The organism is Brevundimonas sp. FV1ye28 (assembly GCF_058681135.1).
In genome coordinates, this window is sequence record NZ_CM178731.1 from 1995511 (window position 1) to 2016546 (window position 21036).

Annotated in this window: 20 protein-coding genes and 1 tRNA gene; 10 read left to right on the plus strand and 11 right to left on the minus strand. The window is 65.4% G+C overall.

What is annotated here, in order from left to right; translation table 11 throughout:
• Positions 1-30: 30 nt before the first annotated feature.
• A tRNA-Leu gene (locus ACW171_RS09830) sits at positions 31-117 on the minus strand.
• A 199-nt stretch (positions 118-316) separates the two neighbouring features.
• Between ACW171_RS09830 and ACW171_RS09835 the strand changes: the two genes are divergently transcribed.
• On the plus strand, positions 317-1306 hold the full coding sequence (locus tag ACW171_RS09835; RefSeq protein WP_492092996.1) for a complex I NDUFA9 subunit family protein: 990 nt from the start codon (positions 317-319) through the stop codon (positions 1304-1306).
• Positions 1307-1338: 32 nt separating this feature from the next.
• Here the strand turns inward: ACW171_RS09835 and ACW171_RS09840 are convergent, their stop codons facing one another.
• The gene (locus ACW171_RS09840) at positions 1339-2250 is read right to left on the minus strand and encodes an isopenicillin N synthase family dioxygenase (RefSeq protein WP_492096613.1); all 912 of its coding nucleotides are present in this window, start codon (positions 2248-2250) and stop codon (positions 1339-1341) included.
• A gap of 254 nt (positions 2251-2504) precedes the next feature.
• Here ACW171_RS09840 and ACW171_RS09845 point away from each other — a divergent pair, with 254 nt between their 5' ends.
• Positions 2505-3179 (plus strand): YiaD family glycine zipper/OmpA-like lipoprotein, encoded by a 675-nt coding sequence (locus ACW171_RS09845; RefSeq protein ID WP_492092997.1) that lies wholly within the window; start codon positions 2505-2507, stop codon positions 3177-3179.
• 168 nt (positions 3180-3347) lie between these two features.
• Positions 3348-3533, plus strand: coding sequence for a hypothetical protein (locus tag ACW171_RS09850; protein WP_492092998.1), 186 nt, complete (start codon positions 3348-3350; stop codon positions 3531-3533).
• Between the two features lie 180 nt (positions 3534-3713).
• Here ACW171_RS09850 and ACW171_RS09855 read toward each other — a convergent pair whose 3' ends face one another.
• From ACW171_RS09855 to ACW171_RS09865, 3 genes are all read right to left on the minus strand, one after another.
• Positions 3714-5201 carry a capsular polysaccharide export protein, LipB/KpsS family gene (locus ACW171_RS09855; RefSeq protein ID WP_492092999.1) on the minus strand — a complete coding sequence of 496 codons (1488 nt, stop codon included), beginning with the start codon at positions 5199-5201 and terminating at the stop codon, positions 3714-3716.
• A 13-nt stretch (positions 5202-5214) separates the two neighbouring features.
• Positions 5215-5352, minus strand: coding sequence for a hypothetical protein (locus ACW171_RS09860; RefSeq protein ID WP_492093000.1), 138 nt, complete (start codon positions 5350-5352; stop codon positions 5215-5217).
• 377 nt (positions 5353-5729) lie between these two features.
• Entirely contained in the window at positions 5730-6902 is a 1173-nt protein-coding gene (locus ACW171_RS09865) for an OmpA family protein (RefSeq protein WP_492093001.1), read from the minus strand.
• A gap of 856 nt (positions 6903-7758) precedes the next feature.
• Here ACW171_RS09865 and ACW171_RS09870 point away from each other — a divergent pair.
• The 5 genes from ACW171_RS09870 to ACW171_RS09890 all read left to right on the plus strand — a co-directional run bounded on the left by ACW171_RS09870 (position 7759) and on the right by ACW171_RS09890 (position 12273).
• On the plus strand, positions 7759-8520 hold the full coding sequence (locus ACW171_RS09870; protein WP_492093002.1) for an ABC transporter permease: 762 nt from the start codon (positions 7759-7761) through the stop codon (positions 8518-8520).
• Between the two features lie 43 nt (positions 8521-8563).
• Positions 8564-9727: a KpsE/RkpR family capsule polysaccharide export protein gene (locus ACW171_RS09875; protein ID WP_492093003.1), complete on the plus strand. Its 1164-nt coding sequence runs from the start codon at positions 8564-8566 to the stop codon at positions 9725-9727.
• The gene (locus ACW171_RS09880; protein WP_492093004.1) at positions 9727-10401 is read left to right on the plus strand and encodes an ABC transporter ATP-binding protein; all 675 of its coding nucleotides are present in this window, start codon (positions 9727-9729) and stop codon (positions 10399-10401) included. Before ACW171_RS09875 ends, ACW171_RS09880 begins: the two co-directional genes overlap by 1 nt.
• Positions 10401-11306 carry a hypothetical protein gene (locus ACW171_RS09885; RefSeq protein ID WP_492093005.1) on the plus strand — a complete coding sequence of 302 codons (906 nt, stop codon included), beginning with the start codon at positions 10401-10403 and terminating at the stop codon, positions 11304-11306. The genes ACW171_RS09880 and ACW171_RS09885 overlap by 1 nt, the downstream gene beginning before the upstream one ends.
• Positions 11307-11514: 208 nt before the next feature.
• Positions 11515-12273, plus strand: a complete 759-nt coding sequence (locus ACW171_RS09890) for an FkbM family methyltransferase (RefSeq protein WP_492093006.1) — start codon at positions 11515-11517, stop codon at positions 12271-12273.
• 8 nt (positions 12274-12281) lie between these two features.
• On the opposite strand, the gene ACW171_RS09895 is transcribed toward ACW171_RS09890, so the two are convergent.
• The 6 genes from ACW171_RS09895 to ACW171_RS09920 all read right to left on the minus strand — a co-directional run bounded on the left by ACW171_RS09895 (position 12282) and on the right by ACW171_RS09920 (position 18107).
• Positions 12282-13610, minus strand: a complete 1329-nt coding sequence (locus ACW171_RS09895) for a hypothetical protein (protein WP_492093007.1) — start codon at positions 13608-13610, stop codon at positions 12282-12284.
• Positions 13611-13729: 119 nt separating this feature from the next.
• Positions 13730-14602: a glucose-1-phosphate thymidylyltransferase RfbA gene (gene rfbA, locus ACW171_RS09900; RefSeq protein ID WP_492093008.1), complete on the minus strand. Its 873-nt coding sequence runs from the start codon at positions 14600-14602 to the stop codon at positions 13730-13732.
• Entirely contained in the window at positions 14599-15501 is a 903-nt protein-coding gene (gene rfbD, locus ACW171_RS09905; RefSeq protein ID WP_492093009.1) for a dTDP-4-dehydrorhamnose reductase, read from the minus strand. The genes rfbA and rfbD overlap by 4 nt, the downstream gene beginning before the upstream one ends.
• The gene (gene rfbB / locus ACW171_RS09910) at positions 15494-16552 is read right to left on the minus strand and encodes a dTDP-glucose 4,6-dehydratase (protein ID WP_492093010.1); all 1059 of its coding nucleotides are present in this window, start codon (positions 16550-16552) and stop codon (positions 15494-15496) included. The genes rfbD and rfbB overlap by 8 nt, the downstream gene beginning before the upstream one ends.
• Positions 16553-16579: 27 nt before the next feature.
• Positions 16580-17155: a dTDP-4-dehydrorhamnose 3,5-epimerase gene (gene rfbC / locus ACW171_RS09915; RefSeq protein WP_492093011.1), complete on the minus strand. Its 576-nt coding sequence runs from the start codon at positions 17153-17155 to the stop codon at positions 16580-16582.
• Positions 17156-17234: 79 nt separating this feature from the next.
• The gene (locus tag ACW171_RS09920; protein ID WP_492093012.1) at positions 17235-18107 is read right to left on the minus strand and encodes a class I SAM-dependent methyltransferase; all 873 of its coding nucleotides are present in this window, start codon (positions 18105-18107) and stop codon (positions 17235-17237) included.
• 177 nt (positions 18108-18284) lie between these two features.
• Between ACW171_RS09920 and ACW171_RS09925 the strand changes: the two genes are divergently transcribed.
• The gene (locus ACW171_RS09925; RefSeq protein ID WP_492093013.1) at positions 18285-20261 is read left to right on the plus strand and encodes a hypothetical protein; all 1977 of its coding nucleotides are present in this window, start codon (positions 18285-18287) and stop codon (positions 20259-20261) included.
• Positions 20262-20295: 34 nt separating this feature from the next.
• Entirely contained in the window at positions 20296-21033 is a 738-nt protein-coding gene (locus ACW171_RS09930) for a glycosyltransferase family 2 protein (RefSeq protein WP_492096614.1), read from the plus strand.
• The last annotated feature ends 3 nt before the right edge of the window (positions 21034-21036 follow it).

The following is a 21036-nucleotide window of genomic DNA, read 5'->3' on the forward strand; positions in this document are numbered from 1 at the left end:
GCACCTTGCGGTGCAGCGCCGTTTGGAAACTGGTGCCCAGGAGAGGACTCGAACCTCCACGACATTTCTATCACTGGCACCTGAAGCCAGCGCGTCTACCAATTCCGCCACCTGGGCCCCGGAAGGTCCGCGCCGAAACGCTTGCCTCACCGGAAGGCGCGGACCCTTAAGGCAGTGTTTGTGACGGGTCAACACGGTTTTCGACGGTTTCTTGTCGGTCCGCACAATCCCCCGCGTTGCGAGCGCCCGGCCCATCGGTTATCCCCCGCGTACAAGGCTCGCGCTGGCCTTCACGACGCCGCTCAAGGAACGCCCGATGTCCGAATCCACCCCCGGCCTGGTCACCGTCTTCGGCGGCTCCGGCTTCGTCGGAACCCAGGCCGTCCGCGCCTTGGCCCGCAAGGGCTGGCGTATCCGCGTCGCGGTGCGCACGCCAGCCTCGGCTGGAGACCTGAAGGTCATGGGCGACGTGGGCCAGATTCAGCCCGTGCGCTGCGACATCACCAACCCCGAGGACGTGGCCCATGCGCTGCGGGGCGCCGACGCGGCGGTGAACCTGGTCGGCATCCTGTTCGAGACGCCCGGTCGCGGCTTCGACAAGGCCCATGTCGAAGGCAGCCGCAACATCGCCCAGGCCTGCGTGGCCGCCGGCGTCGGTCGTCTGGTCCAGATATCGGCCATCGGCGCCGATCCTCGGTCGGAGGGGGACTACGGCCGCTCCAAGGGCCAGGCCGAGGCCGCTGTGCGCGAGATCAAGCCGGACGCCGTCATCCTGCGTCCCTCGATCGTGTTCGGGACCGGCGACGGCTTCCTGAACCGCTTCGCCTCGATGGCGACCATGGCCCCCGCCCTGCCTCTGATCGGCGGCGGCGAGACGAAATTCCAGCCGGTCTGGGTAGGCGACGTCGCCGAAGCCATCGCCCGCTCAGTGTCGCGCACCGATGCCGCCGGCCACACCTTCGAACTGGGCGGCCCCGAGGTCTGGTCGTTCAAGCAGATTCTCGAATACATCCTGCGCGAGACCGGCCGCAGCCGCCTCTTGGCGCCCCTGCCCTTCTTCGCCGCCGGCATCATCGGCTCGCTGGCCGAGATCACCGCCGTCCTCGGCATCGCCCCGGTGCTGACGCGCGATCAGGTGGTGATGCTGAAGACCGACAATGTCGTGGCTGCGGGCGCGGTCGGCCTGCCGGACCTGGGCATCGAGCCGACCGGCCTGGAAGCCATCGCGCCGTCGTACCTGTGGCGCTACCGCCGCGGCGGTCAGTTCGCCGAAGGTCCAGGCGCCGTGCAGACCGAAGCGGCGTAAGCCTCCCTCTCCCCGCCTGGAGAGGGTTCGGATCACAGCAACCGGATTTCCTTCAGCCGCTCCGTCAGGAAGTCCTCGGCCATGATCGACTTGCCCGCGTAACGGTCCGGGTTCTCGGCCGTGATCGTCGACGGCAGGGTCTCGATCACGAAGTCCGGGTTGAAGTGCAGGAAGAAGGGCGTGGAATAGCGCGCGAAACTGGCCCGTTCCGGCGCCGGATTGACCACCCGGTGGCTGGTCGACGGCAGGACGTGGTTGGTCAGCCGTTGCAGCATGTCGCCGATGTTGACCACCAGGGCTCCGGGCGGCGGCGCGACCTCCAGCCACTCCCCGTCGGCGTCCTTGAGCTGCAAGCCCGCCTCTTCGGCGCCCAGCAACAGGGTGATGACGTTGATGTCTTCGTGCGCGCCTGCGCGGACGCCCGGCGCCCCGGCCGGCACCGGCGGATAGTGGAGCATCCGCAGGATGGAGTTCCCCAGCTGCACCTTGTCTTCGAAATAGCCGTCATCGAGCTTCAGATATCGGGCGATGGCCCTCAGGATCCTGGCTCCGAGCGCGTCCAGCGCCTCGAACATTCCGTAGAAATGCGGCTTGAAGCCCGGCACCTCCGACGGCCACAGGTTGTCGCGCATGTACTGGCGATAGGGGTGGCCCTCGGGCAGTTCGCGCCCGACGTGCCAGAACTCCTTCAGGTCCACGGCCGCCGCCCCCTTGGCCGCCTCGACCCCGAAGGGCGTCAGACCGCGCGCCCCGCCCGTGCCCGGCTGGTGATACTGACGCTTCACCGCCTCCGGCAGGGCGAAGAAGGTCTTGGCGTCGTCGATCGCCGCCAGAATGACCTGCTCGTCCAGTCCGTGATCCGACACGACCGCGAAGCCGTAGCGGGTGAAGGAGGCGCCCAGGTCGTCGCTGAAACCCTGGAAGTCGGTGTCATAGCGCGACATGGAAACCGGCTTGATGCCTTTGGAGGCGACCGAGGGGGCGTCGAGGGTGGAGGTCACGGAGCGGGCCTTTCAGTGCGTGCGCGGCGATCGACAGACCGCCGGGGGAGAGGTTCATACGCCTTGTCGTCGGAAATTGGCAGATTGAGGTCGAAACGCGCGGTTTCCCGTCCGTTCATCCCCCGGTCAGGCTGGAACCTTCACCATAAGGCCACGTTCCCGGTCGGTACGGACGTGAACATTTCAAGGACGACCTAATGCGTATGAACCTGATCGCCACCAGCCTCGGCGTCGCCGCCATGCTCGGAGCCGGCGCCTGCACCACCATGGATCCCTATTCCTCGACCCCGCAGCGGAACAACACCGGCACGGGCGCCATCTACGGCGCGCTCGGCGGTGCGGTGTTGGGCTATCTGACCAACACCTCGGACGGTGAACAGGGTCGTCGCAACGCCCTGATCGGCGCCGGCGTCGGCGCCCTGGGCGGCGCGGCCGTGGGCAACTACATGGACCGCCAGCAGCGCGCCATGGAGGCCGAACTGTCGGGCACCGGCGTCGGCGTGGCCCGCCAGGGCGACAACCTGGTCCTGCGCATGCCGTCGGACGTCACCTTCGCGGTGAACCAGTCGAACATCGAGCCGCGCTTCGACGCCGTCCTGCGCGACGTCGCCGGCGTGCTGGCCGAGTATGACCGTTCGCTGGTCGACGTGGTGGGCCACACCGATTCCTCGGGCGGCGACGCCATCAACCAGCCCCTGTCGGAGCGCCGCGCCCTGGCCGTCGCCGATGCCCTGATCGGCTCGGGCGTGCAGCGCGAGCGTCTGTTCGTCGCCGGCCAGTCCTCGCGCGTCCCGGTGGCCTCCAACGCCACGGTCGAGGGCCGCGCCCAGAACCGCCGCGTCGAGATCCTGATCCGCCCCTTCACGGGCTGATCGAGCTCAGGCTGCAAGACGGCGTGCGTCGGTCGACGGCGCGCCAGGACGGATTTCAGGCGGCTCCCGACGGGGCCGCCTGAACTCTGTTTAACGCACACGGTTCAGTGACTTGCGTCCCGATTCCCGGTGTGGTCCTAAGGTATGCTGACGACTCGGGGGAGCGGCATGGATCAGGACATCTGGAACCGCGACGAGGGTCATCTGGCGCAGGGCGCGCGGATGATCGCCGCCGCCCTCGTCTCCGCCGTCCTGACCGCGACCCTGGTGATCGCCGTGGGACAGGCGGTGGTCGAGCGCCACACGCCCCAACCCGCCCGATCCGACGCCCTGCTGGTCCGCACAAGCCACTGAGCGCAGGCTTCCCGAGACGCGCCGAGCGCCCCGCCGCCCTCCTGCCGTTCTGGCGCTTTCTGCCTGCGGTATGTGCAGCGTCTGCGGTTGGCGACGACCTTGCTTTTGCAGTTCACGTCGGGGCCGGATCGGCGGCCCTGGCGGCTTTGGCATGACCCGGCTGGGTTGCGGAACCGCGGGTCAGCGGGCGGCGGCGAACCTGCGGGCGAGGGCGCGGGCGGTGTGCTTGCGGGCGCGGGGCTCGTGGTAGTTGCCGTTGACCTGGGTGCGGTTGATGACGTGGGCCTTGAAGCGCAGGAACAGGTCGTCCTCGGGGGCCCTGGGCGCGGTCCAGAAGCCGTCGATGGGCTGCTGGTCGGTCAGGCCGTCGATGTCGAAGAAGGCCTCGCCCAGGACCTTGACCGGGGTGGAGAAGCCGAGCGCCGAGAGCGCCGCCGAGGAGTTGTTGACCACCATGCCCGAGGAGGCCCGGCACAGGGCCGCCAGGTTGCCGCCGTCGATGAAGTCGACCCGGTCTGCGATGCCGCGCTCGACCGCCAGGACGTGGGTCATGCGGGCCAGGTCGACCAGGCCCGGATCCAGCGGGTGGTTCTTGATCACCAGCCGCGCCTCGGCGGGGGCGTTCCGGGCGAAGGAGGTCAGGACCTCGGCCAGGAAGGCGGTGTTGTCGGCGTAGTGGGAGTAGCGCAGCAGCTGGGCGTCGCCCTCGCGCTGCAGGCAGGCCAGGAAGAAGGGGCCGCGCCGGCGGATCACGTCGGCGTCGCTCTCGGACTTGGAGCGGAAGGTCAGGCTCAGATAGCGCCGCACATGGCCCGCGAACTGGAGCCAGGGCGACTGGGTATAGGGATAGACGTAGCGGCGGAACACCAGCCGGCCGAACGGCTGCATGGCGTGATACAGGCTGATGTTGATGACGTGGTGCGGCAGGATCCGGCCCACGGACCGGGTCGGCAGCATCTCCGGGATCGGCGGGTCATAGGCGTCGCGATCGCGCGGCAGGCCGGACGAGGCGTTGACCCCGTTCTCCTCGACCGTGATCCAGTCCGGGCGGAAGTAGCCGTTTTCCAGCACCCAGATGCGCATGGGCGCATCGGGGTGGGCGGCTGACGCCGCACCGCTAACGCTCGCGCCGCGGGCGCTCGCTGCTTGAGCGGAAGGGTTGCCGGTATCGGAGGCAGCGGCCTTGGCCAGGGCTTCGGCGCGGAGGGCCTTGAGCTTGGTGGCCTGGGACAGGACGGCCTGATTGTAGGGGCCGCCTTCGCCGAAGACGATCAGGTCGGTCAGGCCCTGGTCCTGGACCATCTTGGCCAGGCGGGCGGGCCAGCGGCGCACGTCGCCGGTGTAGGGCTGGGCACCCGACCGGCGCCAGTAGGCGGCGTCGCCGGCGTTGAACAGCATGCGGGCCACCGACGCGCCCTCGGCCGTCAGCTGTTCGGCCAGGGCCCGGCCGAACGGGCCGAAGGGGGCGGTGACGATCAGGAAGCGGCGGCCGGCCAGCGACTGGCCCGGCGTGAAACGGGTCGCGCCCTGGACGACCGGCGCAAGAGGGGTCTGGGGCGCGGGATGGACCTGGACCGGAAGGGCGGTCGTCCGGGCCGCGCGCGCGGACGTCTCGCGCGAAGCGAGGTCGGCGGAGGCTTGCCTGGGGGTGATGCGGATGTCCGCCATGGTCAGGACCGGCTCACGCGAGGTCTTCGGAACGGGGATGATCGGCCGAGCGCCAGCACAGGGTCTGGCCGTCCGTTCCGCCCAGGTCCCGCAGGATCGGGAGGAAGGCGGTTCCAGCGCGGACCGGACGAGAGGCTCGGAGCTGTGACATGGGGGCCTTTGTCGCCGCCCCTGTCTCTCGGATCAACCGACTTGTCCAAAAAAGCGAGCGCCGTCGCTCCAGGTTCGCCAGACCGTTCAATCCCGTAGCGGGCCTCGGGACCGCCCCGACCGCCCTCTGGGCAGGCTGGAGCGAAGGCGCAGAAGCGGGACGGTTCGGAGGCGACCTTTTCGGGTTCGACGCCCTGAAACGCAAAACCGCCGGCCTCCTGGAGGGGAGAACCGGCGGCTCAGCATACGGATCGTGACGAGAGGCGTTGTGGGTCCGGCGGCCCGCGAAGGCCGTCCGACGCATCGACCCCTCGACGTCTTCTGGTCGGTCGGATCGGGCCCCGATCCCTTGCGGGACCGGGGCCTTTTCCGGACGTCTTAGAAGTTGATGCCGATGGTGGCGCGACGGTTCAGAGGCTCGCGAACGCCGTCGGCGGTCGGACGAGCCAGGTTGGTCTCACCCTTGCCGTCGAGAGCGATCACGCCGCCGGCGACGCCTTGGGCGACCAGGGCGTCAGCCACGGTGCGCGAGCGACGGTTCGACAGACCCACATTGTAGGCGGCCGAGCCGGAGGTGTCGGCGTAGCCGACGACCAGCACGCGGGTCGGGCGACCCGTCTTGGCGTAGTTCGCCGCCTGGGTGACCACCGAGCGGGCTTCGGCCGTCAGGTCCGAGCGATCCCAGTCGAAGTACACGATGAACTCACGCGCGACCGGAGCCGGAGCCGGCGGAGGCGGCGGGGGCGGCGGGGGCGGAGGAGGCGGCGGGGGCGGGGGCGGCGGGGGCGGAGGCGGCGGAGGCGCCGTCTCGCCGCCGAAGGCATAGCGCAGGCCCAGGGTCACGGTGTGGCTCTGGTCGTAGTCGCCTTCGAAGGTGCCGTAGTTGTTGGCGGCCAGGGTCGAGGTCGTGAAGGTGTCGAACTCGAAGTCGCCCGTCAGATAACGATACGTCAGGTCGATGTTGGCGCGCTCGCCGACGGCGTAGCTCAGGCCGGCGATGGCTTGAGCCGCGAACTTGGTCGAGGAGTCGTCAGCGGCGACGGAGACGCCGCGCTGGCCGCGGATCGTGCCCACGAACTCGGTGTTGACGCGGTTGACGCCGACGCCGAGGCCGACGAACGGACGCACGCCCCAGTACTCGCCGCCCAGGTCATAGATGACGTTGGCCATCAGGGTGGTCGATTCGACGTCGCCTTCCGGCGAGAAGCAAGGACCGGTGGCCGGGGTGAAGTTGCAGACGCCGGTCGGAACCGAGCCCGTCGAGTGACGGATGCGGCCGATGTCGCCCGAGCGGTAACCGCCCTCGAGCTCGACGCGCCAGTTCGGGTTGAACCGGTAGCCCAGACGCGCGAACGCGGCCCAGCCGTCGTTGGCTTCGATCTGCCAGTTCACGCCGTTGCCCGAAGCCTCGACGTTGTAGTTTTCGTTAGCGAAATGGTAGCCGGCGTCTACAGCGCCGTACCAGCCGTCCGGCTCAGCCGAAGCAGCACCAGCGGACAGGGCGAGAGCCGCCGCCGCGCTGGAAGCCAGGAACAAGGTCTTGAAACGCATGGGTGTGAGCCCTCCGCAGCCATAATTGATTATTGCGGCGGTCTCACCGCCTGTCGGGGTCATAACAGCGTTGCCGCAGGAGGTCGATAGCGCCGCATGCCGAATTGGACGCTGAAACCTCGAGCGTGACGTTGAAGCTACAGGAGAAATCGGCGACCAGCGTGCATCGAAGCGGTTGCAAGCCCACTGGCGCCGGCCGCGCCGCGCCGTGTCGAGAGGGCTCCCCGCCCTCTCCCCGTGACCGGCCCGTCAAGCCCGTCGGGCATGATGCAGGATATCCGAGGACAATCCGGGCCGCTCAGGCATGGCGTCGCGGCGCTGCCGGCGCAAAACGAACACCTGTTGCGCCCCTCCTCGGCGGCGCTGAAAAATCAAGGACGGCTGGAAAATCGAGGACGGCAGTTCCAGTCATTTTTGCTTCATTCACCAAACGCCGGATGGCGGGTCTTTGGCAGATCTGCGCTGCCGGAAAGGCGGCGGCGCTGCGCTTCACCGCAGCGATCACCCGCCACCGCGGCGACTCGCTGCAGGAAGAGATACTCTTTCGATCGCTCGGATCGGTGCCTTCACTCAGGCGGCTTCGGCATCTGGTCGACACGCATCTGATCCACGAGCACCAGGAGGCATCGCCTCTGGATTCGACAACGCCCAGACCAATCTCAGGGCGGCGATTGCCAAAGACTGATCCGACCAAGCGTCCCGCTTGCGCTTGCTGTCGGTCGGCGTATGTTCCGCGCCGGGTCCAGCAGCTCTTTCTGGTCGGCAAACAGGCGTCTCGGCAAGCCGAAACGCCTCGTCCTGTCGGGCGGCGGCCCGCTGCGCCTGAGATCAATCGACCGAGAAACGTGTGTCCTTCGTGAGCCGACATTTCAGGATCATCGGCGCACTTTTGATGCGCGAGATGACCACCCGTTTCGGTCGCGAGGGCTTGGGCTTCGTTTGGGTCATCGGGGAGCCGCTGATATTCTGCTTCGGTGTGCTGTTCATGTGGAGCATCATCAAGCCCCCCTATGAGCACGGCATCAAACTCGGACCGCTGGTCATGACGGGCTACATGTCATTGCTGCTGTTCCGTCACATGATCTCGTTCAGCCTGGGGGCGGTGTCCGCAAACATCGGCCTGCTCCACCATCGCCAGATCGGCATCGTTCATATCTTCCTGTCGCGAAACCTCATGGAGTTCGGCGGATCCACCGCCGCCTTCGTGGTCGTGTACGTTATCCTGATGGCCATGGGGCAGGTCGACCTGCCCCATAACTACCTCCTGCTCTATTGCGGATGGCTGGTCGTTGCGTGGGTCGGCCTGGGTCTGGCGCTTCTGTTCGCCGGACTGTCAGCCCGGTTCGAACTGATGGAGCGTCTCGTGCCCGTCATCACCTATGCGATGATCCCGCTGTCCGGAGCCTTCTTCATGGTGGCGTGGCTGCCGCCCCAATATCGCGAAACCTTCCTCCTGATTCCCATGCCGCATGGTATCGAGATGGTCCGGGCCGGCGTGTTTGGAGAGTTCGTGCCCACCTATTTTCATCCCTTCTATGCGTTGGCGGTCGGCGGCATCATGATCGCAGCCGGTCTGCTGCTGCTCGCAGACGTGAAGAACCGCCTCGTCATCGAATGACACCGCATAGCGCTGAACGGCGCCCAGCGCCTCCGGACGACCAATGACCGACCAAAAGCTTAACTATATCGGCCCGATTCCGAAGATGCTCGCGTTTGAACGCGAGCCTGTTTCGTGGTGGAGGCGTCTTCCCGTGGCCATGCTGCTGGTCGTCGGCCTGCCGACGCTTCTGGCCTTGATCTACTATATGCTGATCGCCTCGCCGCGGTACGTGTCCGAAGCGCGCTTCATTGTGCGCGCCCAAGGGGCGAGCGCGCCATCATCACTCGGCGTCGCCCTGCAGGGTGTGGGTCTCGCGCCGACGCAGACCGACGCCTTCGCGGTCCACGAATACATAACCTCGAGAGACAGTCTGAGCGAACTGTCGCGTCGCTTTGAGATCGGCGCGATGCTCGCCCCGCGCGGTGTCGACGCCCTGTCCCGCTATCCGCGTCCCTGGGAGGACCGCTCGCAAGAGGGGCTCTACAAAGGCTTCCAGCGTTTCGTCACCGTCGGGTACGACTCCACCACAGGGATCAGCACTCTGCGTGTGGAGGCTTTCCGAGCGCGCGACGCCCAGGCCCTAACCGAAGCCCTGCTCGGCGGCGGCGAGCGATTGATCAACCAGATGAACGAACGCTCCACGGCTGATTCTCTGGCCCAGGCCAGGCAATCGCGGGACGAGGCTCGGACACGGTTGTCCACGGCCCAACAGCAGCTCACGGCGTTCCGCAATCGCGAACAGATCATCGATCCGGCGAGCACGGCGCGCGAGAGCTCGCAACTGATCGGCGGGCTGCTGGCCGAGGTGGCTCGACTGCGTGCCGACCGTGCCCAACTGGCGAACGAGGCGTCCAACAGCCCGCAGATTCCGGTCTTCGACAGCCGTATCCGGGCCTACGAACGTCAGATCGCAACGGAGCGCGAGAAGGTGGCAGGCGACGCCAACTCGCTCGCTCCCAAGCTCAGCGTCTATGAGGACCTGGCGCTCGCCCGCGAGTTCGCCGATCGAGAGCTCACCCAGGCGACCGCCGCCGTGGTCAGCGCGGAACAGGAAGCGCGCCGTCAGAAGCTGTACCTTGATCGCGTCGTCAGCCCTAGCCTCCCGGACGAGCCCGCCGGTCCCCGGCGCTGGCTTGCGGTTCTCACGGTCTTCGCCTCGTCGATACTGGTCTACGGAATTGGCTGGCTCGTCTACGCCGGCGTCCGGGAACACAGGCAAGATTGATGGACCTCGTCGCGGACGTTGTCGGCCTGAGCGTCGAGAACCTAGGCAAGACCTATCATGGCGCTTCCAAGCCGCTGTTCACCGGACTGAACTTCACGCTCGGTCGTGGCGGTCGTCTGGCGATCCTCGGGCGGAACGGCCAGGGGAAGTCGACACTGATCAAGATGCTCGGCGGGGTGCTTCCGGAGACGGAGGGTCGCATCCGCTGGGGCATGACTTCGTCGTGGCCGATCGGCTTCGGCGGGGGATTCCAAGGCAGCCTGACCGGCTTGGACAACATCAAGTTCCTGGCCCGCATCTACAATCGGAACTATAAGGAAACCCTTGATCGGGTAGACAATTTCGCTGAACTCGGCTCCTCTCTGAAACAGCCCGTCAAGCACTATTCGTCCGGCATGCGAGCCCGCCTGGCCTTCGGCCTTTCACTCGCCATCGAGTTCGACTGCTATCTGATCGACGAACTCGTGGCCGTCGGCGACGCCCGTTTCCAGCAGAAATGCCAGGAAGAGCTTTTCCAGCATCGGGCCGACCGATCCTTCATGATGGCGTCGCATGACACCCACTTGATCGCGCAACACTGCACGCGCGCGCTGATCATCGAAGGGGGCAAGGCCAAGATGTTCGACGACATCGGGGAAGCAGTCGATATTTATACTTGGCTGAGGGCTGCGTAGTGGAAAGCGAGCCCCTCGCGCTGGATCTTTCTGCTGCCTATTGGATCGTCCTGACCCCGTCGGTCGATGATGCCGGCTGGCGCAAAGCCATTCTCTCCGCTGCAGACGAAGCGGGTTGGATTGTGGTCAGTGAACGTGACGCATCGGTCACGAGCGTCAGTTGTCCCGTCCTGGTGATCACAGAGGATGCCGAGCGTCCGGGGCTGTACGCAGCCGATCGGATTGCAGCGATCATAGCCGAGCCCGAGACGGCGCCGGAAGCCGCTGGCGAGCTGCATGGAATTTATCCACCCGAAAGCAACCACCTAGCGTCTCTTTTGCTTGCGCGCGCCATGGCGCTGGCGCCCGCCTACCGGTTGGTCACACCAACCGAACTGTCCGCAAGACCATCGACCATCGCGCTCTTCGATGCGCTGAAGATCACGCCGCCGATTTCCAAAGCCGAAGTCTCTCGGAAACCTGCGGTCAGTGCGGCATTCAAACTCTTTCGCACTGAGCCGAAAGACTTGGAGCATCCTGTCGAGTGGTCTGAAAAGCTGTTCAGTTATGATCCGAAGGCGTCCCGGGACTGGCCGGCCTGCGGTGTTCTGGACACGACCGGACGTCCGCGAATGCTTGTCTTCGGACCGTTTCTGTCCATGCCGCCCGGTCAATGGCGCGCACGCATGCGCTTCGCCGTGGATTCCGAGGCGGCAAAGCGTCAGTACCGCCTAGATTGGGGCACACGGACGGCCTGCGTCAGCGAGTATGTAACGCCGGGAGCCCCCGGGATGTACGAACTGGAAATGGACTTCACCTGGACCGAAGTCGATGTCGCAGAGATTCGCTTGATCCTAGTCGAAGGCTCATTCATGGGAACGCTGATGTTCCAGGGCATGACCGTCCAGCCGACGCCCAAGTTCTGAAGCCAATGATTCGGGCGACGGCCCATATTGCCCGACTGACTGACTGCCGCCTGAGTTAAGGACTTCCATGGGACTGCGACATCGCCTTGCCGTTATGCTTCGGCGCTGGTCAGAAGCACTCGAGCCGGCATTCGCTGATCGCCGGAAGAGGGCGCCGGCCCCAGCCCTGGACGGCACGCGGTATTTCTACCTCGGAGCCGACGTAGCAATGACCCGGCTGACCGATGGACACCATATGTTCGTCGATCCGCACGACCGGACCGTCGGCAGCCATCTCATCGCCCATGGCTACTGGGAACGTTGGATACACGCTGTCGTCTTCGCGCTCGTGTCGCCCGGAGATCGAGTCGTGGAAGTGGGTGCCAACCTCGGCTACTACACGATCGCCATGGCGGTGAAGACCGGAAGTGAAGGTCGCGTGACGGCCTTTGAAGGCAATCCCCGCCTGTGCCGACTGATGCGGCGAACAATTGAATTCAATGGTTATAGCGATCGCGTCGAAGTCTTGAACAAGGCAGCGACCGACGTGGCTGGCCCCATTTCCTTCTCCATTTCGCGCACGAACTCGGGCGGAGGCCATGCTGGATCCTATCCGGGCTGGCCGGCACCGGACATGGAGCAGATCGAAGTCGAGGGGGTGGTTCTGGACGACGAGATCGACGGCGAGATCGATTTTCTTCGCATGGATGCCGAGGGCTCCGAACCCCTCATCCTGCGAGGCGCCGAACGCCTTCTGTCGAATCCCAAGCTTACCGTCGTGATGGAGTGGGATGTGATCCAGATGTCAGGCCGTTCGTCAGTGCCTGAACTGGTGGGCTGGTTGACCGCGAAAGACTTTCGTTTCTGGCGCATCGAGGTCGATGCGACTTTGACGCCGATCGCGGCGGAGGACATGCCGGCTCTAGCGGCCTGCGACATCGTGATGACGCGGGATGAGCCATGCCTGCTCAAGCCCATCACTATTTGAGGCCACGCTCATCGAGCGATGTAGGCTGCCGTGACGGCGATTGGGACGCGGGCCGTTTGCGGGGAAACCTCAAAGGTGAAGGTCGCGGCATGGCTGTCGCGACGAACTCGTCCCTCGAAGGTTCGGAAACGCGACCGAACCCTTGCCTCAATGGTCTCATTCGAGAGTTCGCGGCCGGACGCGTCGTGTTGAACGATACGGATTGCGGCCAAAGCCGTCTGATCTGATCCAAGCTCTGGAGCCAGGAGGCTGACGCCAAATCGGTAATCGCCTGCGGCGGGCGCATTAATCGTCTGGGTATAGGCGCCCGCAGGGACGTTTTCGGCCAAGATCGTCCTTATACAGTTGCCGTTGCCACCCCAGGGCGCTCCGTCAAGTTTTCCCGGCAGGAGCGGCGCAGGGTCGCGCAGCGCCCCCCACCCCCTTTCATCACAGCTGAACGATCCGTCGGGTTCATAAGGCCCCCCGACGTGGGTGTTGGTGAGAAGATTCTCTCCTGTATAGAGCGGATCGATCGGGAAGGTTCTGATGGCGGGGTCTTGCGACGAGGCTCCGTCCGGGTCCCAACTCCCACCCGTCGGACGCACCAGCGTCGTCCAGTTTCGGCAGTCGACCATGGAAAAGGTCTTGCCGTGAAACCGCGCCTGATAGGACGAGGCGGGACATCGCGTCTTGAGAAACTCGGGGGTCAGGCCCTCGCCGGGGCGCCAGGCCTCCCAGCGCGTCGCACCGTATTCCTTGGTGAAGTAGTTCGTCTCCATCGACCCATAGCCGGCGGAAAAGTGCCGGACCTGAATTGAATCCAGCTGGCGGGTCAGAGAGGGCGTTTCGGGATCGACGACGTAGGGATGCTGCGGAATGAACAGCCACTCCACCGTCGACGCATTGGTCCTGATCCGCCCCACGCACCCGGGAGCGAAGGTGGCCGGCGACGGTGCGTCACCACGCCTGAACGCGCGACCGTCGTTCGGATAGAGCAGCCAGCCCCGGGCCTTGCAGTCGGGCGTCCACCACGGCTGCCAATAGGCGCCCGGATCCGATGTCCCGCGGAAGAAGACGAAATCCTCGTCCGCACCCATGATGTTGTATCCACCGCGCGCGGGATCGTGGTGCACCTGGTTCAAGAAGGCCGGATCGTCATCGAAGGCGTCGGTGAAGAAGTAGCTCTGCACGCCGAGCGTCAGACCGTTCGCATCGGCGATCGGATAGGAATCGCTGATCTGGAAACCGCCCACATCGACCTTGTGATAAGGCAGGGCTTCGCCGATGCGCAGCTTCCTGCGGCTGTCGACACAGTCCACCGGGTCGCCGAAGATCGCCTGGTCGGCGGCGTCCACGCAGACCATCTGGATCAGATAGTCGGTCGGACGGTCGCTCTGATCCGTGCTCGGCGACAAGGCGCACCCCGCCAGAAGGACGGTCAGGCCCAGCCACGCCAGACCCGCCGCCTTCGGCATCACTTGCGCTCCAGCACCATGCTGCGCAGGTAGCGGCCGTAGTCGCTCTTGCCGAGCGCGCTCACCAGCGTCTCCATTTGCGCGCTGTCGATGAAGCCTTGATCGAAGGCGATTTCCTCGGGGCAGGCGATCTTGAAGCCCTGACGCTTTTCCAGCGTGCGGACGAACTCGGCGGCCTCCAGCAGGCTGTCGGGCGTGCCCGTGTCCAGCCAGGCGAAACCGCGCCCCATGATCTCGACCGAGAGCTGGCCACGCTCGAGGTAGACGCGGTTGACGTCGGTAATCTCGAGTTCGCCGCGCGGCGACGGCTCCAGGTTGGCGGCGATGTCCACCACCTGCCCGTCGTAGAAATACAGACCGGTGACCGCCCACGGCGACTTGGGCTGAGGCGGCTTCTCCTCGATCGACAGGGCCCGCATCGACGGATCGAACTCGACCACGCCGTACCGTTCCGGATCGTTGACGTGATAGGCGAACACCGTCGCGCCGCTGGTGCGGGCCGTCGCGCTGGCCAGGAGGTCGGTCAGGCCATGACCGTGGTAGATGTTGTCGCCCAGGATCAGGGCCGACGGCTGGCCGCCGACGAAATCCGCGCCGATGATATAGGCCTGGGCCAGGCCGTCGGGACTCGGCTGGACCGCGTACTGGATGTCCATGCCCCACTTGGATCCATCGCCTAGCAGGTCCTGGAAGGATGGGGTGTCGCGCGGGGTGGAGATGATCAGCACCTCGCGGATGCCGGCCAGCATCAGGGTCGACAGCGGATAGTAGATCATCGGCTTGTCGTAGACGGGCATCATCTGTTTCGACGACGCCAGCGTCATGGGATGCAGGCGCGTGCCCGATCCGCCGGCAAGAATGATGCCCTTCATTGCATGGTCTCCTGGTGCAGCTCGGCGACGATCTCGGCCACGGCGTCCTGCCAGGGCCGGGGCGCGACGCCATAGTCGCGGGTGATCTTGAACGTCGACAGGCGGGAATTGGAAGGCCGGCGGGCCGGCGTCGGGTATTCGGCCGTGGTGATGCCCTCGACCTCGGCGGACGGGCCGCCCACGGCCGCGCTGCGGGCGAAGATCTCACGGGCCAGTCCGGCCCAGCTGGTCGAACCGCCGTTGACGAAATGATAGACGCCGGTCGGGGCCTCGGGATCGGCGATCATCTTCAGAGTTATGTCGGCCAGGGCGCCGGCGATATCGCGCGCCGAGGTCGGGCTGCCCGTCTGGTCGTCGACGACGCGCAGCGCGGGACGGTCGGCGGCTAGACGCAGCATGGTCTTGAGGAAGTTGGCGCGGTGAACGCTCAGCACCCAGGCCGTGCGCAGGACCACCGAGCGGGGATTGCCCATCCGGACCGCGTACTCACCCGCCAGTTTGGACGCGCCATAGACGCCCAGCGGCCCGACAGGATCGGTCTCGGCATAGTCCTGCTCGCCCGAACCGTCGAAGACATAGTCGGTCGAGACCTGGATCAGAGGGATGCCGGCGTCGCGCGTCACCTCGGCCAGGATGGCGGGGCCCATGGCGTTGGCGGCGAAGGCGGCGGCGACCTCAATCTCGGCCTTGTCCACGGCGGTATAGGCGCCGGAGTTGATCACGGCCTTGAACGGGACCCGCGCGAACAGAGCGCGCACCGCCTCGGCGTTGCCCAGATCCAGTTCGGCGCGCGTGGGCGTGTGCAGGCGAACGCGCGCGGGCCAGCCGACCTGCGCCAGCTCCAGCCCGACCTGCCCCGCACCGCCGGTGACGAGGATGTCGACGACGTCATCAGCCATTCGCGACGCCCAGCCGTTCGGTCTGATAACGGCCGTCCAGGATCGCCTGCCACCAGCCGCGATTGTTCAGGTACCAGTTGACCGTCTCTTCGATGCCTTCCTCGAAGGTGCGCGACGGCAGCCAGCCCAGTTCATCGCGGATCTTGGTCGCGTCGATGGCGTAGCGCGCGTCGTGACCCGGGCGATCGGTCACGAAGGTGATCTGGTCGGCGTAGGGCTTCCCGTCGGCACGAGGCTGGAGGCGGTCCAGGGTCGCGCAGATCGCCTTGACCACGTCGCTGTTCTTGCGCTCGGCATTGCCGCCGACATTGTAGGTCTGGCCCGGGCGGCCGCGCTCGAACACGGCCTGCAGCGCGCGGGCGTGGTCGTCGACGAACAGCCAGTCGCGCACGTTCGACCCGTCGCCGTAGACCGGCAGAGGCTCGCCGTTCAGCGCCCGGATGATGATCAGCGGGATCAGCTTCTCGGGGAAGTGATAGGGCCCGTAGTTGTTCGAGCAGTTGGTCATCAGGACAGGCAGGCCGTAGGTGTGGCCCCAGGCGCTGACCAGGTGATCGGACGCCGCCTTGGACGCCGAATAGGGCGAGCGCGGGTCGTAGGGTGTGGTCTCGGAGAACAGGCCGGTCTCGCCCAGGGATCCGAAGACCTCGTCCGTCGAGATATGATGGAAGCGGAAGGTGGCCTTGTCCGCGTCGCTCAGGGCCCGATAGTAGCCCAGCGCCTGTTGCAGCATGTTGAAGGTGCCGACGACATTGGTCTGGACGAACTCCCCCGGGCCGTCGATCGAGCGGTCGACATGGCTTTCGGCCGCCAGGTGGGCGATGACGTGCGGCTTGAAATCGGCCAGGGCCGCAGCGACCGCCGCCGGATCGCAGATATCCGCCTGGACGAAGCCGTAGCGATTGCTGTTCGATGCCGGCTCCAGCGAGCTCAGCAGACCGGCATAGGTTAGCTTGTCGAACACCAGCACCTCGTGCTCGGTGTGTTCGATCAGCCGACGAACCAGGGCCGAGCCGATGAAGCCGGCGCCGCCGGTCACGAGAATGCGCATGCGAAATGTCTCCTGGAGGCCCGCGATCTAGCCCAGATCGCCGGTCACGGCCATCGGCACGCCATCGTAGGTGAAGGGGCTGTCGAAATCCGCCAGCTTCGGCAGGACCTTGTCCTTGTCGGACAGGACCGCGCCCGAGGAAGGCAGCGGCCAGTCGATGGCCAGGTCCGGATCATCCCAGGCGACGCCGCCGTCGCAATCAGCCGCGTAGACGTCCGACACCTTGTAAGCGACCTCTGTATCGGGCTCGAGCGTCACGAAGGCGTGGCCGAAGCCGACCGGCACGAACAGCTGCTTGCCATTCTCGGCGCTGAGCTCGGCGAAGGCGACCTTGCCGAAGGTCGGCGAGCCCTTCCTCAGATCGACGGCATAGTCGATGATCGAGCCGCGCACGCAGCGCACCAGCTTGGCCTGGGCGTGCGGCGCCGTCTGGAAATGGATGCCTCGCACGGTCCCGGCGAAGGCGGAATAGGACTGGTTGTCCTGGACGAAGCGCACGTCGACGCCCAGCGCGGCATATTTGGCCTCCGCGTAGGTCTCCGAGAACCAGCCGCGGGCGTCGCCGAACCGGCGGGTTTCGATCAGCGTGACGGCGTTGCTCAATGACTTTTCCATTTGGTTTCCCCAACTCACCCTGATCGTCGCCTAGAAGCTGGGCAAACCCGGATCAAGGGTCGGAAACTTACGACTGGCGCGCCGGCTTCTTCGCGCTGATGCACACAGGCATCATATTGGCTTCCGGGATCGGGCACCCGGTCGAGACGATACCCAAATCGGGTCGATAGAGCAGCTTGATCTGCACATCTTCGAAACCCGCGTCCCGGCAGTCGTCAATCAGGCTCCAGCCGAAATTGTAAAAGGCCAGAATACCCTCGGGGACCAATGGGTCTCCGTGAAGCTCAGGCGGCGCAAAGTGAACGACCGACCCTGACTCGTCGATCGCCGCCCGCACGAACGTCTCATCGAGCAGATGGAAGAAGGGCGCGGTGAAGATCGTCGCACCGCCGGGCCTCAGGACGCGCAGAGTCTCGCGCAGAGCGGCCTTGTAATCCGGGATATGCTCCATGACGTCCTGGTGCAGGACGAGGTCGGTCGACGCATCCCCGAGCGTCATGCGGGTCATGTCTTCGTTGCGGACCTGCATGTCTTCCACAGGCACGCTCTGGCCCGGCCCGGCCTTGTCGCCGAAATATTCGCAGAACAGAATTCGTTCGCCGTGGACGCGTCTTGCCCATCGCGCCCAGCCACTGAGCGCGCCAAAGAAGACGGTGTGTCCGGCGATCGCGAGCGAGTCTCGGCTGGCCAGCATCATCAGACGATCGCGACTTTTGGCGCCGCACGGGCAGACCAATCCTTCCCGGAGATTGGGATATCCGGCACCGAAATCTGGCCCGCCATTGACGGTCAAGACGGTGCGTCTTTCACAGATGTGGCAATACCCTCCCACCTGTGCCTCCGACCGCATGAAGTTTTCCTCAGCGTCAGCGAACGACGTTTCCAGCGCTACGCTGCGGCGGAGGGTCGGCAGATCATCGAAGGAGGAGAACTGGATCATTGCGGTTCGTGTTGACTGCGCGACCGTTCGCCACGTGACGAGGTCCTAACCCGAGCGCTTTTCATGAACAAGGCGGCCAGTCGGGATAGGCCTGACGCCTTTGGCGTTGCAGGAGCGAGACGCCTCCCCTACCAGCCTGTGACGACCATCTCGTGTGCTCGCGTGATCCGGAAACCCATGTCGATCAGTTCGCCAGCGACCAGTGCCTCTGACCGTTTTGAGAGGCTGCTTGCCCTCGGCGCGCTGGTGGACGGCGACCAAATCGACACATGGTCTGCAGCTGAACGGGATCGGTTGCGCTGGAAGTTGGTCCATTGGCGGGACGAAGGCCGCCGCGAAGACGCCATCGCCGCCTTACGCCTCGCGGCGCGTCAATGGCCGGACGATCCTGTTTTCCTGCTCGAACTGCTCGTTCTCCAGCTCACTACGCCCGACCTGGATCTGCAAGCGGAACTCGATAGCGCGTCACGGGACTGTCTGACTCATCCGGAAATCGCTCTTATCCTAGGTCACCATTCGCTCCTTGCTGGCGATTCAAGCGAGGCGCGCCTGTTCCTGGACGCGATCGGTGATCTGCCGAGAGAGCGAATGACGCCATTCGCCGCGCTCTACAGAGACCTATTGCAGGGCGCGGGCCTGGAACCGGCACGAGCCCGCTATGTCGCGACCGCTCAGAATGCGCCTGCGCCGCTGGAGACCGCCGAGGCCGCCGACCTGATCCAGGTCCTGGCCTTGGTCATGGTGCACGCCGACCGCTACGAAAACCTGTTCGATGTCGTGCGGGCGGTCATGTATTTCGACACCCTCGGAGCACCATTCAGCGAACACATTGTCTTGCGTGCGATGAAGTTGGCAGGTCCACGCCTGAGCATCGACGGCAAGGCGATCAGACTTCAGCTCATGGGCGCGACCTACGGACCGGCCGAAACCCTGCCGATCATTCGCAACCTTCTGGACCAGGAGGATTCGCAGACTTCGGCGAGGTTCGCCAGAACCGCCTCGACGATCGCAGCGCGGGCGAAGGACGGCGCTTTGGAACGCGAAATTCTATGTCGTTTCACACCGGCGGGAGCTGACCAGACGAAGCTTGAAGCGGCACAGACAGCGGAGATACTCACGCGCCGGAAGACACTGGGGCTCGAACAACCTCTTCAGGTATTCGTGGGCTTTTTCGGCCAGATGCGGGAGCCCGAGGCGGTCATGCCGGCGGCGGTCACGGCTATTCAAGAGGCCTTCGACGGCGAGCGGTATGGACGAGCCAACCTGCATTTCGCACTGAGCACATGGCCCCGGACAGGAGGTCGCGCGCTCAGCCTGCACGACGCCGCAGGATTTTTCGCACAGGCAGCGCCGCCGGAAATCCGCGACCTACTGACGTCACGTCTCGGCGCGTCGGGCCAGGCGCTCGCGTCACGACTGCCTCACCTCGTCGGAGCCTTGATCGACCACAGTGTGCGCAAGGCGGCGCGGGACACCACCCCGGCCGAGCTCGGGGCGTATCTTCCGGACGGCGCGATCGTGACGATGAGCCCGGAATCAGAGATCGAGGAAGAGGTTCGCCCGGGTCTGGCGCGGATCAATCGCGATCACCCCGCGACGATAAACCAGCTCAAGATGTGGTCGCGCATCGGCGCGCTGCGCGAACCCCTGTTGGCCCACGAAGCAAAGTTAGGGCGTCCGGTTGATGTCTGCCTGCTGATCCGTTGCGACCTGGCGCGGGTCCAAGGTTCGCTCGGTGAACTCGCCGCCCGCGCGGCCTCACCTTACGAAGACACGTCGATCTTCTACGATTATGATCCCCATGCGGAGTTCATCGCCGGGTCCGGTGACCGCTACATGCTCGGCAATCGTCGGAGCATCGAACCGCTGTTGGGCGGCTATGCCCATTACCTGGACGTCGTGCGAACCGAACCCACCGGCCCTCTGTCCGAACGCATCGAGGCCCACTCCGGCGTCCAGTCCTTGATGGTGCTGAATGGCCTGACACCGTCGCCCGTCTGGGCGCTCGGCTATGAGCTTCATCGCGGGGCACCCTCCGCAGCGTCCCTGGTGGCGGCTTTGCAGGCAGACTACGAGACCTCCTCCGACCAGGGGCTCCGAAGCGAGATAGCCGCCATACTGGCGCTGCTGGCGCCTCAATCGACACCGCTCTGAATCAGGATTGCCCGTGATCACGATCGTTATTCCCATGGCAGGCCGAGGCAGTCGCTTCGCTGACGCCGGCTACACCACTCCCAAGCCGCTCATTCCGATTCACGGCGTTCCCATGATCCGCCTTGTCGTCGAGAACATCCGTCCCGCCCAGGAGCATCGGTTCGTCTTCATCTGTCAGCGGGAAGCCGTCGCGGCCTACGGTCTTCGCGAGCGTCTACAGACCTGGGCACCGGGCTCAGGCTTGGTCGAGCTGGACGGCGTGACCGAGGGCGCGGCCTGCACGGTCCTGACAGCGGTGGACGAGATCGACCCCGAGCAACCGCTGATGATCGCCAACAGCGACCAATACGTCGATATCGCCATCGACGACTATCTGGACGACATGCGCGACCGTGATCTGGACGGCCTGATCATGACCATGGACGCCGACGATCCGAAATGGTCGTTCGCCGAGGTCGATGCGCAAGGGCTTGTAAGACGCGTCGTCGAAAAGCAGCCGATCTCCCGTCACGCCACCGTCGGCATCTACAACTACAGACGCGCCGGAGACTTCATCGAGGGGGCGCACGAGATGATCCGGCAGAATCTTCGGGTCAACGGCGAGTTCTATGTCGCCCCGGTGTACGATCGGATGATCGCGGCCGGTGCCAGGATCGGCATTCACGACGTCGGTTCTGAGGGCGCTGGGATGTATGGCCTTGGCATCCCCGCCGACCTGGAGAGCTTCCTCGCCCTGCCTCTGTCGTCGCGTGCGACCATCGGACTGGCCTGATCG